A 13,927-nucleotide genomic window follows, 5' to 3' on the forward strand; every position below is an offset into this window, starting at 1 on the left:
TAAACGTCTGAGAGGACTGCTGGTCATGCTCTGCTGCGTGGCAGGCATGGCGGTGGCAGAGGAAAAAAACATCCTGGTCACCAGCGGCAGCGACCGGGCAACTCCCATTGCGGTAGTGCCGTTCGGTCTGCAAGGCGGCAGCGTGCTGCCCGAAGACATTGCCGATATCATCGGCAACGACCTGCGCAACTCTGGCTACTACTCGCCAATTCCGCGGCAGAACATGATCAGCCAGCCGTCGCAGGCCAGCGAAGTGATCTTCCGTGACTGGAAAGCGCTGGGTGCCCAGTACGTGATGGTCGGCAGCATCGTGCCATCGGGCGGTCGCCTGCAGGTGCAGTACGCCCTGTTCAACGTCGCCACCGAGCAGCAAGTGCTGACCGGTAGCGTCGCAGGCAGCACCGACCAGTTGCGCGACATGGCGCATTACATTGCCGACCAGTCGTTCGAGAAGCTCACCGGCATCAAGGGTGCGTTCTCTACCCGTATGCTGTACGTGACGGCCGAGCGCTTCTCCACCAACAACACCCGCTACACCCTGCAGCGTTCGGACTATGACGGTGCACGTGCGGTCACCTTGCTGCAATCGCGTGAGCCGATCCTGTCGCCACGCTTTGCGCCCGATGGCAAGCGTATCGCCTACGTGTCGTTCGAGCAGAAGCGCCCGCGCATCTTCGTTCAGAACATCGATACCGGCCGCCGCGAGCAGGTGACCAACTTCGAAGGCCTGAACGGCGCGCCAGCCTGGTCGCCCGATGGTTCGCGCCTGGCGTTCGTGCTGTCCAAGGACGGCAACCCGGACATCTATGTGATGAACGTGGCGTCGCGCCAGATCAGCCGAGTGACCGCAGGCCCCGGTATCAACACCGAGCCGTTCTGGGGTAAAGATGGCAATACCCTTTACTTCACGTCCGACCGTGGCGGCAAGCCGCAGATCTACAAACAGTCGGTCAGCGGTGGCGGTGCCGAGCGCGTAACCTTCGTGGGCAACTACAACGCCAACCCGAAACTGTCGGCTGACGAAAAGACCCTGGTAATGATTCATCGCCAACAGGGCTTTACCAACTTCAAAGTGGCGGCACAGGACTTGCAACGCGGAAGTGTAAAGATTCTCTCGGAAACAAGTCTTGATGAGTCTCCCACTGTTGCGCCAAACGGCACCATGCTAATCTACGCCACCCGCCAGCAGGGCCGGGGAGTCTTGATGCTCGTGTCGCTTAATGGCCGCGTGAGGCTCCCACTTCCTACCGCTCAAGGCGAAGTCAGAGAACCGTCCTGGTCCCCTTACCTGAACTGATTGCGGCGTAATACGTTTTGCTTAACACACTGGGGTTTCATTAGGAGTTTCACGATGGAAATGCTGAAGTTTGGTAAATTCGCTGCGCTGGCTCTGGCCATGGCCGTAGCTGTAGGTTGCTCCTCGAAAGGCGGTGACAACGCAGGCGAAGGCGCTGCTGTAGATCCGAACGCTGGCTACGGTGCCAACACTGGCGCTGTTGACGGCTCCCTGAGCGAAGAAGCCGCCCTGCGCGCAATCACCACCTTCTACTTCGAATACGACAGCTCGGACCTGAAGCCAGAAGCCATGCGCGCTCTGGACGTTCACGCCAAGGACCTGAAGTCCAACGGCAACCGCGTTGTCCTGGAAGGCAACACCGACGAGCGCGGCACCCGCGAGTACAACATGGCTCTGGGTGAGCGTCGTGCCAAAGCCGTTCAGCGCTACCTGGTTCTGCAGGGCGTTTCCCCTGCTCAGCTGGAACTGGTCTCCTACGGTGAAGAGCGTCCTGTTGCCACTGGCAACGACGAGCAATCCTGGGCTCAGAACCGTCGCGTAGAACTGCGTAAGTAAGTTCTTATGCGTATGTGCCGCCGTGTAGTAACCGTCCTCGCACTCAGCCTGCCGCTCGCGGCCTGGGCTGAGGTCCCTGTAGTAGATGACAACGCAGGCGGCTACCCGCCTGTGGGTTATGGCACGAGCGGCGCCTATGCCGGGTCAGGGGCTTCGGCCCCTGCCTCTGCACAGGGCCAGCTGTTCATGCAGCTGCAACAGATGCAGGACCAGCTTTCCCGCCAGCAAGGCATCATCGAAGAGCTGCAGAACGATGTGTCGCGCATGAAGCAGGAAAACCTGGAGCGATACCAGGACCTGGACCGTCGCATCAACAGTGGCGCCGCACCTGCCGCGACCCCTGACAATTCCTCCGGTGGTGGTGCTTCAAATGCCGCCCCCGGTGCAGCAGCTGGCGCTGCTGCGCAACAACCGGCCGCCAGTAGCGAACCCGGTGATCCAGCGAAAGAAAAGCTCTACTACGATGCTGCTTTCGACCTGATCAAACAGAAGGACTTTGACAAGGCCAGCCAGGCCTTCAATGCCTTCCTGCGCAAGTACCCCAACAGCCAGTACGCCGGCAACGCCCAGTATTGGCTGGGCGAGGTTAACCTGGCCAAAGGCGACCTGCCGGGTGCCAGCCAGGCCTTCGCCCAGGTGAGCCAGAAGTATCCCAAGCACAGCAAGGTGCCGGATTCGCTCTACAAACTGGCCGACGTCGAGCGCCGCATGGGCCACACCGACAAGGTCAAGGGCATCCTCCAGCAAGTCATCACCCAGTACCCCGGCACTTCTGCCGCGCAACTGGCCCAGCGTGACTTGCAGAAGCTCTAAGCCTTGTAGCGGTACCGCTCGAAATAAACCCGCGCCAGTCGCGGGTTTTTTCGTTAGAATCACTGCCCTTTTTTCGTAAACACGCTGCTGCGGATAACGCCATGTCGAGTCCGCGACAGTGCCTGACGGAGGCGGACAGCCTGTTTAGCTGTCACGCCCGTGGCGAGCATGCAAGACACATTACGCATCACAGAAGTCTTTTACTCTTTGCAGGGTGAAACGCGAACGGCTGGGCTGCCCACCGTATTCGTGCGCCTCACCGGTTGCCCCCTGCGCTGCCAGTACTGCGACAGTGCCTATGCCTTTACTGGCGGCACTATTCGTACCCTCGATTCGATCCTTGAGCAGGTTGCCGGCTTCAAACCGCGCTACGTCTGTGTCACAGGTGGCGAGCCATTGGCGCAGCCCAACGCACTGCCGCTGCTGCAGCGCCTGTGTGACGCCGGTTACGAGGTATCGCTGGAGACCAGCGGCGCGTTGGATATCGCCGGCACCGACACCCGCGTCAGCCGCGTGGTCGACCTGAAGACCCCGGGCTCCGAAGAATCGCATCGTAACCGCTACGAGAACATCGAGCAGCTGACCCGCAACGACCAGGTCAAGTTTGTCATCTGTTCCCGTGAGGACTATGACTGGGCGGTTTCCAAGCTGATCCAGTACAACCTGGCTGAGCGTGCCGGGGAGGTGCTGTTCTCACCCAGCCACCACCAGGTAAACGCCAGCGATCTGGCGGACTGGATCGTCGCTGACAACCTGCCCGTACGCTTCCAGATGCAGCTGCACAAGCTGCTGTGGAACGACGAACCCGGGCGTTGATTAGGAGCAAGCACACATGACAGACAAACGCGCAGTAATCTTGTTGTCCGGCGGCCTGGACTCGGCCACTGTGGTCGCCATGGCCAAGGCCGAAGGCTACAGCTGCTACACCATGAGCTTCGACTATGGCCAGCGCCACCGTGCCGAGCTGAATGCTGCTGCCCGAGTAGCCCGCGACCTGGGTGTCGTCGAGCACAAGGTGATCGGCCTGAACCTCGACGGTATCGGTGGTTCGGCCTTGACCGATACCAGCATCGACGTGCCGGAAGCCCCGAGCGAAGGCATCCCGGTCACCTACGTGCCAGCGCGCAATACCGTGTTCCTGTCACTGGCCCTGGGTTGGGCAGAAGTGCTTCAAGCGCGTGATATCTTCATTGGCGTCAATGCCGTGGATTACTCCGGTTACCCTGATTGCCGCCCCGAGTTTGTCGAAGCCTTCGAGCGCATGGCCAACCTGGCGACCAAGGCGGGTGTAGAAGGGCAGGGCTTCCGTATCCAGGCGCCGCTGCAGAACATGAGCAAGGCGCAGATCGTGCAGGCTGGTATGGCCCGCGGCGTGGATTACAGCCTGACCGTTTCCTGCTACCAAGCCGACGATGATGGCCGCGCCTGCGGCAAATGTGACAGCTGCCGCCTGCGCGCCGACGGCTTCAAGGCGGCCGGTGTAGCAGACCCGACCCGGTATGCTTGAAAAAACCTTGATGGGGTATTGATTTCTCGTTAGAAATCAGTATTATACGCGCCATCAATCGGGTCGTTAGCTCAGTTGGTAGAGCAGTTGGCTTTTAACCAATTGGTCGTAGGTTCGAATCCTACACGACCCACCATACGCAGTACGTCAAAGCCCGCTACCAGAAATGGTCGCGGGCTTTTTCGTTTTCGGGATCCTTGGGGCCGCTGTGCGCCCCCAGCTTACTCAGCCCACTCCGGGTCGCCGGTGAACACCACCGTCAGCCAGCGGTCCGGCCCTTCGCCGCCTACTGCATCACCAATCTCGTTACGCCACGTGTCCCATTCATCGATGGTCTTCGCAGCCATGGTCTTTGGCACGATGAAATACAGCTCGATCTCCCGTGAGCGCCCGACCTTGGCGACATAGGCGCGGTACGATTGCAGCCCGTGGCGGGCGACAAAGGCCTTGGCTACTTCATCTACGTGCAGCTTGAGGTCACCGGGGGTAACCAGGAAGATTTCCGACAGCGCCTGGCGCACCACCGACAGCGGCAGCGGAATGATCACCAGGCACACCAGCGCCAGCACCGCCGGGTCGATGTACGGCGACACCCACTCCAGCGACGTGCCCTGCACCGCGTAACCAAAGCAGAAGGCGATCAACAGCGCGGCAGTGATACTGGCCGACATCACCCAGCCCTTGACGTCCATGCGCACGAAGTCTGACTTCAGCTTGCGGTTGGCGCGGGCTTCGACGACGGCGATGGTCACGCAGGTGATCACGGTCAGTACCGCATAAACCATGGCAATGCCGAACTCCAGGTGGCGGCCGCCTTCCAGCAGGCTGCTGACGGCGTTGATCAGCGCGTAGATGGCCACGCCGCTTAGCAGGATGCCGTTGAGTGCCAGCACCATCGGCTCCAGGTGCCAGAAGCCCATGGTGAAGCGCTCGCGCAGCTTGCGCGACATTTGCACGCTGGTGGTGTGCGAGGTAATCAGTTTGACTACGACGAGCGACAGGCCGCTCATGCTGGCGTCGACCAGCGAGTACACGCCGTCGAAGACAATGGAGAACGAGCCGGAAGCCAGGCCGAAGGCGATGCCGATGGTGGCGATGAACAGGGTCACGGCAATCGAGGTGCGTAACAGGCCCTGTTCGCTGGTGATGTCGAAGAAGGTGGATCTGGTTGCGGTTTGCATGACGTGTGCTCAGTAAAAACGATAATGCTGTGGTGTCTGTAAGGGCTTCTTCGCGGGCACGCCCGCTCCCACAGGGTCTGCGTCGGCCTGGAAGGCGACGGCGCACCTGTGGGAGCGGGCGTGCCCGCGAAGAAGCCCTTGCAGGTTAGACGCGAAATTGCTCCATCAGCGCCTGTTGCTGGTTGGCCAGCCGGTTCAGGGCTTGGCTGATGCGCGCCGATTCGTCGGCCTGGCCAGCCAGTGATTCTGTCACATCCCGGATACCGGCCACGTTGCGGTTCACTTCCTCGGCCACCGCGCTCTGCTCTTCGGCTGCGGAGGCAATCTGCAGGTTCATGTCGCTGATCACGGTCACCGCCTCGCCAATGCGCTGCAGTGCAGGCAGTGCCTGTTCCATGCGTGCAGCGCTGGCCTGGGCCTGGCGCTGGCCTTCGTGCATGGCGCCCACTACATCCTGGGTCCCTTGCTGCAGGCCTTCGATGACCTGGCGAATTTCCTCCACCGACACCTGTGTGCGCTGGGCCAGGCCGCGCACCTCATCGGCGACCACGGCAAAACCACGCCCGGCTTCGCCCGCGCGGGCGGCTTCGATGGCGGCATTGAGTGCCAGCAGGTTGGTCTGCTCGGCAATGGCGCGGATCACCTCCAGCACCGAACCGATCTGGCCGCTACGGCCTTCCAGTGCGCGTGCTTCGTCCATGGCAGTGTTCATGTCGGCGGCCAGGCGATCGATAACCTGGCGGGTGCTGTCGATCAGTTGCAGGCCTTCGCGGCTGGCCTGGTCGGCGGCACGTGCGGCCTGGGCCGCCTGCGAGGCATTGTGGGCGACATCCAGGGCCGTGGCGCTCATCTCGTTGGCTGCCGTGGCCACCTGCTCGATTTCGCGGTGCTGTTGCTGCATGCCGTTGCTGGTCTGGCTGGCGATGGCGGCCGACTGGTCGGCGGTGCCGCGGGCCTCCTGCAGCGAGCCTTTGACCTGGGCGATGACGGGTTGCAGCTTGTCGAGGAAGCGGTTGAACCAGTGGGTGAGCTGGCCCAGTTCGTCCTGGCGGGCGTAGTCCAGGCGGCGGGTGAGGTCGCCTTCGCCGCTGGCGATGTCTTCCAGGCGTGCGGCCACGGCCAGGATTGGCCGGGTAACGCCGCGTGCGGTCAACCACACCAGCAGCAAACCTGCGATGGCGGCGCCAAGGCCGATCAGCAGGCTGGTGAGGTTGGCATTCTGGTTATGGGCGTCCAGGCGCTGGTTGAGGGCCACGGCGGGTGCCTGCAGCACGCTTTCCGGCAGTTCCAGCAACACCTGCCAAGGGGCTGCGTCAGGGATCGGGGCGAAGGGGTGGGCCACGCGCAGCAGGCCATCGGCCACCGCATTGTCCATGGGCATGCCGAGCGCGCTGGCATCACGGCTGTTGCCTGCCAGCAGGCCGGCTGCGCTGGCGATGCTCACATGGCCCTGGCCATCAAACAGCTCGCGGCGGCCGTCCAGGCTCAGCTGCTGCAGGTTGGCCAGACCGATGTCCAGGCCGACCACGCCGACCACCTTGCCCTGCTCCAGCAGTGGCAGGGCAATGCTGGTCATCAGCACCTGGCGGCCATTGACCTCGTCGAGGTACGGTTCGAGCATGCAGGCACGGGCGGTGTCCTGCGGGCAGGTCAGCCAGCGGTTCTTGGCCGCACCGTTGCTGCCGATGCTGGCATCGCCGAGCATCGCTTCCGGCATGGCTTCAAGTTCCAGGGTGCCGGGGCGAGGCTGCGACCAGTACATCGAGAAACGCCCCCGTTCATTGCTGCCCATGGCGTCCTGGCCGAGGTACTGGCTGTCCTGCTGGTCCAGCGCGTTGGGCTGGAACACCAGGTACAGGCCGATCACATCCGGGTTGCCGGCCAGGCTGGCGCGGGCCTGGCGTGTCAGCTCGGCCCGCAGGTCGCTGCCGCCTCGGGCCTTGAGCACCTGCACCAGGCGGGCAAAGCCATTGCCGTACTGGTAGGCGTCCATGAAGTAGCGCTGCACACGCAGGGCCTGGGTTTCGGCGTGGGCCTGCAGGCGCTGGCGCGCGCTGCTGTCGAGCATGGCGGTATTGGCCTGGTTGACCAGCGCAGCGCTGCGCCGCGCCTGAGTCAGTGAGGTGGCCACCAGCAGGGCGACGATGGCCAGCAGGCACAGGCCGGCCAGCAGAGTGATCTTCCACTGGATGGTGAGGCGACGCAGCGGCATGAGGACTTTCCTTTTCGATCAAGTACAACGCCCGCGGTCAGGCGCGGGCGTTGTTGGCAGCATGGGTCATTCGGAGACGTAGTTGGGGGGTGCCGAGCGGAAGGCTTTGGTCAGCCAACCCAGGTAGATCAACCCGACCGCGGCCCAGATGCCGCCGAACATCAGCGAATGCGCGTTCAGGTCCAGCCACAGCGAGACGATGATGCAGAAGCCTATGGTTGGCAGCACCAGGTACTTCAGCTGGTTGGCCAGGCCCCGGCGGTTGCCTTCGCGCAGGTAGCAGTGGTTGATGACTGACAGGTTGACGAAGCTGAACGCCACCAGCGCACCGAAGTTGATGATTGAAGTGGCAGTGACCAGATCGAAGAAGATCGCCGACAGCGCAACCAGCCCCACCACGGCAATGTTCAGCACCGGCGTCTTGTAGCGCGAGTGCAGGCGGGCAAAGAGGCTGGCCGGGATCACGTTGTCGCGGCCCATCACGTACAGCAGGCGCGACACGCTGGTTTGCGAGGCCAGGCCCGAAGCGATGGTGTTGATCACGGTGCAGGCGATGAAAATCGACTGGAACAGCTTGCCGCCGACGTACAGGGCGATTTCCGGTAGGGCCGCTTCCTGGTCGTGGAAGCGCGCCATGGTCGGGAAGTAGGCCTGGATGAAATACGACACGGTGATGAACACCACGCCACCGATCAGTGCGGTGAGGAAGATCGCCCGCGGGATGGTCTTGGCCGGGTCGCGGGTTTCTTCGGACAGGCAGGTGACCGCGTCGAAGCCCAGGAACGAGAAGCACAGGATGGTCGCGCCGGCGGCCAGCGCGCTGAGGTGGGTCTGGTTGTCGGCGAACGGCAGCAGGCTCCAGGTGGTACCCAGCCCTTCACCCTGGCCCAGGCCGCGCACGCACAGGTAGATGAACACGGCGATGATCGCCACCTGCACGCCCACGAACAGCAGGTTGAAGTGCGCCACCAGGTTTACGCTGCGCATGTTGATCAGGCTGATCAGGCTGACGAAGCCGACTACCCATAGCCACTCCGGTACTTCGGGGAACATGGCCGAGAGGTACAGCTTGGCCAGCAGCGCGTTGACCATTGGCAGCAGCAGGTAATCCAGCAGCGACGACCAGCCGACCAGGAAGCCCACATGCGGGTTGATTGCGCGTTGGGTGTAGGTGTATGCCGAGCCCGACTGCGGGAAGCGCTTTACCAGGGTGCCGTAGCTCACGGCGGTGAACAGGATGCCCGCCAGCGCCAGGATGTAGGCGCTGGGCACATGGCCGGCGGTGATCCCGCTGACGATGCCGAAGGTATCGAACACAGTCATCGGGGTCAGGTAGGCCAGGCCGATGATGATCACGTGCCAGAGGCGCAGGGTTTTGCGGAGTTGGCCGTTGCCGGAAGCGCTGTGATCAGGCTGCATGCTGGCATGGCTCCTGGGCGTAAACGGCGGGCACGGTGTATTGCGCATGCGGCAAGGGCGAGCGGGTGGGCTCCATGTTGTTCACCTTTTTTGTAGGAGCGGCGGAAGGCGCGGGGGGAAACGCGCTAAGTGGTGAAAATAAAAAACGATGGGTAGGTTAGTGTCAAGTTAAACATGACAAGATGTTACTGAATTGAAATATTTATCGATTTATAAGGGCGTTTGTTCGGTATTTGCGCGGTTTTTTGCGGTTTTGATCAATTTGAATGTTCGTAAAAATTAACGAATGGTGCTATCCCCAGGCGGCTGTCAGATGCTTCCGAAAATTGGGTTTTCTCGATTCGGACCGGCCCTCGTCTTCTGTCGCAGTGGTACTCTTCGCTTCCTGCGTGGCCTTTGGTCGCCCAAGAAGCCCTTACGGACAATCGGTTCTATTCATGAAGAAATCAGTTGGCATCTTTTCCGGCCTGGCGATCGCCATTGCCGTCGCATCCACCGCTGGCGCCTGGTACACCGGCAAGCAGCTGCCTGCCGAACTGGATAACGCCGTTGCCCGTAGCAACGCCGAACTCAAAAAGGCCCTGGTGACCACCGGCGGTAGCATGAGCATCGAGCGGGTCTCGCTGGAGCAGCATTTCTTCAGCAGTACCGCCCAGTACCGGCTCAAGGCCCGCGATATCAACGTGGGTGATGGCGAGGTAGTGAGTTTCGACGTGGGCGTAACCGACCAGATCGAGCACGGCCCGTTTCCCTGGTCACGGGTCAAGGCGTTGAAGCTGATGCCAGTGATGGCGGTCAGCAACAGCACTTTGCAAAAGGACGATGCCACCGCAGCGTGGTTCGCCGCCGCAGGCGATCAGGCCCCTGTCAGCGCACAGACCAGCCTGGGTTACGGCGGCAGTGTGGTCAGCCAGGTCCAGCTGGCGCCGGTCAAGCTCGACGAGGCTGACGGCAACAGCCTCGACTTCTCGGGCATGCAGCTGGAAGTCAGTGGCGACAAGGAAGGCAAGGCTTCGAAGTTCCACGGCCAGGCCGACCGTTTCGTGATGAAACTTGTGCGCGAGGACCAGCCGCCTGCCACGTTCGAACTCAAAGGCCTGACGGTGGGCGGCAACCTTCAGGCCACCGCGCACGACGCCATCTATGTGGGCAATGTCGATCTGGCGCTGGCCGAAACCAAGGTCACCCTGGGGCCGAAGCAGCAAGTGCTGCTGATCAACGGCCTGGAGCAGAATGTCCTGCAAACCCTGGACGGCCCGGATGCCGTGGGCGGTCGCGTGGAGTACAAGGTCGGCGACATTACCTGGGATGGCCGTGCGGTGGGCAAGGCGCACATGCTGGTGAGTGTCAATTCGGTCAACGCACCGGCATTGCAGGCGTTGTCGAAGTGGTACCAGGCGCACCTGCCGGAGTTCGAGGCGGCCGCTGCAGCCGGTCAGCCTGTGCCGCAGATCCAGATGGACGACGCAGAGAAGGCCCGGTTCCAGGGTGACCTCCGGCAACTGCTGGCCGCCAAGCCCAAGGTGGCGATAGAAAACCTGTCGTTCAAGACCGCCAATGGCGAGAGCCGTTTCAACCTGTCGATGGACTTCGCCGCCCCGACCAGTTTCGACCTGCCGCCGGACCAGTTGAGCAAGCAGCTGATCACCGAGGTGAAGAGCAAGCTGTCGCTGTCCAAGCCGATGATAGGTGACCTGGCGACCTTGCAGGCGCTGCTGGATGGCCAGACCGATGCCCAGGCGATTGCCATGCAATCGAGCCAGGCGGGGGAGATGGTCGGCATGATGGCGCTACAGAGTGGCTTGGCCACTGTCGAAGGCAATGATGTGGTGAGCAGCCTGCACTACGTCGATGGCATGGTTGATTTCAACGGCAAGAAGATGACCGTGGAAGAGTTCGCCATGCTCATTGCAGCGCACCTGGCTGCACTGTCGCCGCAGGGTTGATTGATTGAACCTGTACCGGCCTTTTCGCGGGCACGCCCGCTCCCACAGGTTACTCATTGCCCCTGAGGGCGGCGCAGTACCTGTGGGAGCGGGCATGCCCGCGAAAAGGCCAGCACAGGCAACACAAAAACCACTTTAGTAATCGCTGGATTGTCTGTAGCCTTCGGCCTCCGATAATAATCCGCGCCCGCAGAGGGCCGTGGCGGCCTGCGTACCGTCCGGCACCCTTAGCCGATCTGCCAGGGCCGGGTGATACACTCGATTTGACGCGCACGCGCGCCTGCAGGTCCAGCGATCATGACCCAGATTTCCGAACGCCTGTTGGTTCAGGCTCACCTCGACGCCAAGCAGCCCAACCCGCTGACAGCCGAGCAGGAGGCCGAATACCGTGCGGCCATCGCTGCCGAGCTCAAGGCTCAGAATGCCGTGCTGGTTGCCCACTATTACTGCGACCCGGTCATCCAGGCCCTGGCGGAAGAAACCGGCGGCTGCGTGTCCGACTCGCTGGAAATGGCCCGTTTCGGCAAGAATCACCCGGCCGAAACGGTGATCGTGGCCGGTGTGCGCTTCATGGGCGAGACCGCGAAAATTCTCACCCCGGAAAAGCGCGTGCTGATGCCCACCCTGGAGGCCACCTGCTCGCTCGACCTGGGCTGCCCGGTGGAAGAATTCTCAGCCTTCTGCGACCAGCACCCTGAACGCACCGTGGTGGTTTACGCCAACACTTCCGCAGCCGTGAAAGCCCGTGCCGACTGGGTGGTGACTTCAAGCTGCGCACTGGAAATCGTCGAAAGCCTGATGGACAACGGCGAAACCATCATCTGGGGCCCGGACCAGCACCTGGGCCGTTACATCCAGAAGCAAACCGGTGCCGACATGCTGCTGTGGGACGGTGCCTGCATCGTTCACGAAGAGTTCAAGTCGCGCCAGTTGGCCGACATGAAGGCGTTGTACCCGGACGCAGCCATTTTGGTACACCCCGAGTCGCCGGAAGCGGTGATCGAGCTGGCCGACGCGGTGGGGTCTACCAGCCAGCTGATCAAGGCGGCGCAGACCCTGCCGAACAAGACCTTCATCGTCGCCACCGACCGCGGCATCTTCTACAAGATGCAGCAGTTGTGCCCGGACAAAGAGTTTGTCGAAGCCCCTACCGCCGGCAACGGCGCAGCATGCCGCAGCTGTGCACATTGCCCGTGGATGGCGATGAACACCCTGGAGCGAGTGCTGGATTGCCTGCGTAATGGCAGCAACGAGATTTTTGTCGACCCGGCGCTGGTGCCCAAGGCGATCAAACCGCTGAACCGCATGCTGGACTTTACCCAGGCGGCGCGCCTGAAGCTTTCCGGTAACGCCTGAGATCGCTCGGTCTTTGTGGGAGCGGGCTTGCCCCGCGAACACCGGCGAAGCCGGTGCCAGGCACCGCGTGCCCCCCTTCGCGGGACAAGCCCGCTCCCACAATATTCAACGCCCTCAGCGCCCCATCATTTCCCGAACCATACGCTGCTGCTCCAGGATCTCGCGCTGGCGCTGGTCGATCTGCGACGCCAGCGGGAAGTTGCCGCCCGCCCGGCGCTTGGCGTAGTCCAGCTGCTGGATCGCCTGGTCAAAATCCCCTACCAAGGTGAAGAACTCTGCTCGAGCCCGGTGCAAGCCGATGGTATTGCCCGACAAACCCCGCACTTCAGCCATGTCATACCAGACGTCCGGGTCATCCGGCCGGCTCTTGATCAACTCGTTCAATACCTTTTCCGCCTCGGCAGGCTTGTTCTGCTTCACCAGCAGATCGGCACGCACTTGTTTCAGCGGGTAGTTGCCTGGGTACAGCCCCTGCATCCGCTCGGCCCGCTGCTGCGCGTCGGCCAGGCGATTGTTGGTGATGTCCAGGTCGATCTGCGCCAGGTTGTAGGTGATGTCGTTGGGCGCCTTGGCCAGCAGCGGCTTGAGCATTTCGCGCGCTTCGTTAAGCTGGCCACCCTTGATTTGCGCCAGGGCCAGGCCGTAACGCGCGGCGTCCAGCTTGGGGTCTTCGTCCAGCTGGGCACGGAAGCGCTTGGCGGCAAGCCCCGGGGTGCCCTCATAGGTCAGTGCCACCCGGGCGCGGATCAGCTGGTAGCGCATGCTGTCTTCCACGCCACCCTTGGGCGCCTGTTCGGCACGGTTGCGGGTATCGGCGATACGTGACTGGGTCACCGGGTGGGTCAGCAGAAATTCCGGCGGCTTGGCGTCGTAGCGGTACTGCCGCGCCAGGCGCTCGAACATGGACGGCATGTTGCGCGGGTCGTAGCCGGCTTTTTCCAGGTTTTGAATGCCGATGCGGTCGGCTTCCTGTTCGTTCTGCCGCGAGAAGCGCCGCTGCTCCTGGATCGCCGCCGCCTGGGTGCCGGCAATCATGCCGATACCCGCATCGCCAGCGCCACCTGCCGCCAGCACGATGCCGGCCAGCAGCGCGGCCATCATCGGCAGTTGCATGCGTTGCTGCGCCTCGACGCCGCGGGCGAAGTGGCGCTGTGACAAGTGCGCCAGTTCGTGGGCCAGTACCGAGGCGTATTCACCCTCGGTCTGGGCGTTGAGGAATAGCCCACCGTTGACCCCGACGATGCCACCCGGTGCGGCAAAGGCGTTGAGCTCGCGGCTGTCGATAAGGATGAATTCCAGGCGCCGGTCCTGCAGTTGGCTGGTTTCGGCCAGCTTGTATACGCTGGTTTCGACGTAGTCCTTGAGCTGCGGGTCGTTCAACTGATTGACCTGGCCGCGCAGCAGGCTCAGCCAGGCGCGGCCCAGTTGGTGCTCCTGTTGCGGCGAGACGATCGCGGAACTGGCGTCACCCAGTGATGGCAGGTCGTCAGCATGGCCGGGAAGGGCCATCAGGCAGGCCAGCGTCAGCAGGGTAGGGCGCAGTAGATTCATGCACGAAGCTCGCGTCGATCAAAGATACCTACTGTAGCGGGCTCACACGTTGGCGACCAGTGGCGCTATCCTAGCCAACCCTGTCAAGCA

At 62.3% G+C, this 13,927-nt stretch carries 11 protein-coding genes, 1 tRNA gene and 1 pseudogene; 8 read left to right on the top strand and 5 right to left on the bottom strand.

All coding sequences use genetic code 11. From position 1 onward, the window contains the following. The first annotated feature begins 25 nt into the window (after nt 1-25). The 6 genes from tolB (at nt 26) to N805_RS28595 (ending at nt 4,308) form a co-directional block, all read left to right on the top strand. A complete protein-coding gene (tolB, locus tag N805_RS28570; protein ID WP_012051477.1) occupies nt 26-1,297 on the top strand; it encodes a Tol-Pal system beta propeller repeat protein TolB in 1,272 nt (423 codons plus the stop codon). Between the two features lie 54 nt (nt 1,298-1,351). Continuing rightward, a complete protein-coding gene (gene pal, locus N805_RS28575) occupies nt 1,352-1,852 on the top strand; it encodes a peptidoglycan-associated lipoprotein Pal (protein ID WP_012273762.1) in 501 nt (166 codons plus the stop codon). A 6-nt stretch (nt 1,853-1,858) separates the two neighbouring features. After that, the gene (gene ybgF / locus N805_RS28580) at nt 1,859-2,665 is read left to right on the top strand and encodes a tol-pal system protein YbgF (protein WP_019472557.1); all 807 of its coding nucleotides are present in this window, start codon (nt 1,859-1,861) and stop codon (nt 2,663-2,665) included. Nucleotides 2,666-2,833: 168 nt separating this feature from the next. Further along, nucleotides 2,834-3,481, top strand: a complete 648-nt coding sequence (queE, locus tag N805_RS28585; protein WP_019472558.1) for a 7-carboxy-7-deazaguanine synthase QueE — start codon at nt 2,834-2,836, stop codon at nt 3,479-3,481. A gap of 16 nt (nt 3,482-3,497) precedes the next feature. Next, on the top strand, nt 3,498-4,172 hold the full coding sequence (gene queC, locus N805_RS28590) for a 7-cyano-7-deazaguanine synthase QueC (protein ID WP_019472559.1): 675 nt from the start codon (nt 3,498-3,500) through the stop codon (nt 4,170-4,172). Between the two features lie 60 nt (nt 4,173-4,232). Continuing rightward, nucleotides 4,233-4,308 (top strand) — tRNA-Lys (locus tag N805_RS28595). An 85-nt stretch (nt 4,309-4,393) separates the two neighbouring features. On the opposite strand, the gene N805_RS28600 is transcribed toward N805_RS28595, so the two are convergent. The 4 genes and pseudogenes from N805_RS28600 to N805_RS28610 form a co-directional block, all read right to left on the bottom strand. Further along, nucleotides 4,394-5,353, bottom strand: coding sequence for a cation diffusion facilitator family transporter (locus N805_RS28600; RefSeq protein ID WP_019472560.1), 960 nt, complete (start codon nt 5,351-5,353; stop codon nt 4,394-4,396). A 145-nt stretch (nt 5,354-5,498) separates the two neighbouring features. After that, nucleotides 5,499-6,254 carry a methyl-accepting chemotaxis protein gene (locus N805_RS31385; RefSeq protein WP_371113235.1) on the bottom strand — a complete coding sequence of 252 codons (756 nt, stop codon included), beginning with the start codon at nt 6,252-6,254 and terminating at the stop codon, nt 5,499-5,501. A 150-nt stretch (nt 6,255-6,404) separates the two neighbouring features. Beyond that, nucleotides 6,405-7,565 (bottom strand): annotated as a pseudogene (locus N805_RS31390) (chemotaxis protein); the annotation flags it as partial. A 66-nt stretch (nt 7,566-7,631) separates the two neighbouring features. Next, nucleotides 7,632-8,984: an APC family permease gene (locus tag N805_RS28610; protein ID WP_019472562.1), complete on the bottom strand. Its 1,353-nt coding sequence runs from the start codon at nt 8,982-8,984 to the stop codon at nt 7,632-7,634. 437 nt (nt 8,985-9,421) lie between these two features. On the opposite strand from N805_RS28610, the gene N805_RS28615 reads away from it, so the two are divergent. Continuing rightward, nucleotides 9,422-10,930, top strand: a complete 1,509-nt coding sequence (locus N805_RS28615) for a YdgA family protein (RefSeq protein WP_019472563.1) — start codon at nt 9,422-9,424, stop codon at nt 10,928-10,930. 297 nt (nt 10,931-11,227) lie between these two features. Continuing rightward, a complete protein-coding gene (nadA, locus tag N805_RS28620; protein ID WP_019472564.1) occupies nt 11,228-12,286 on the top strand; it encodes a quinolinate synthase NadA in 1,059 nt (352 codons plus the stop codon). A 114-nt stretch (nt 12,287-12,400) separates the two neighbouring features. Here the strand turns inward: nadA and N805_RS28625 are convergent, their stop codons facing one another. Next, complete coding sequence (locus N805_RS28625) at nt 12,401-13,837, bottom strand: M48 family metalloprotease (RefSeq protein ID WP_028613414.1); 1,437 nt, start codon at nt 13,835-13,837, stop codon at nt 12,401-12,403. Between the last annotated feature and the right edge of the window lie 90 nt (nt 13,838-13,927).

Origin of the sequence: Pseudomonas putida S13.1.2, assembly GCF_000498395.2 — a bacterium.
Classification (GTDB): domain Bacteria; phylum Pseudomonadota; class Gammaproteobacteria; order Pseudomonadales; family Pseudomonadaceae; genus Aquipseudomonas; species Aquipseudomonas putida_Q.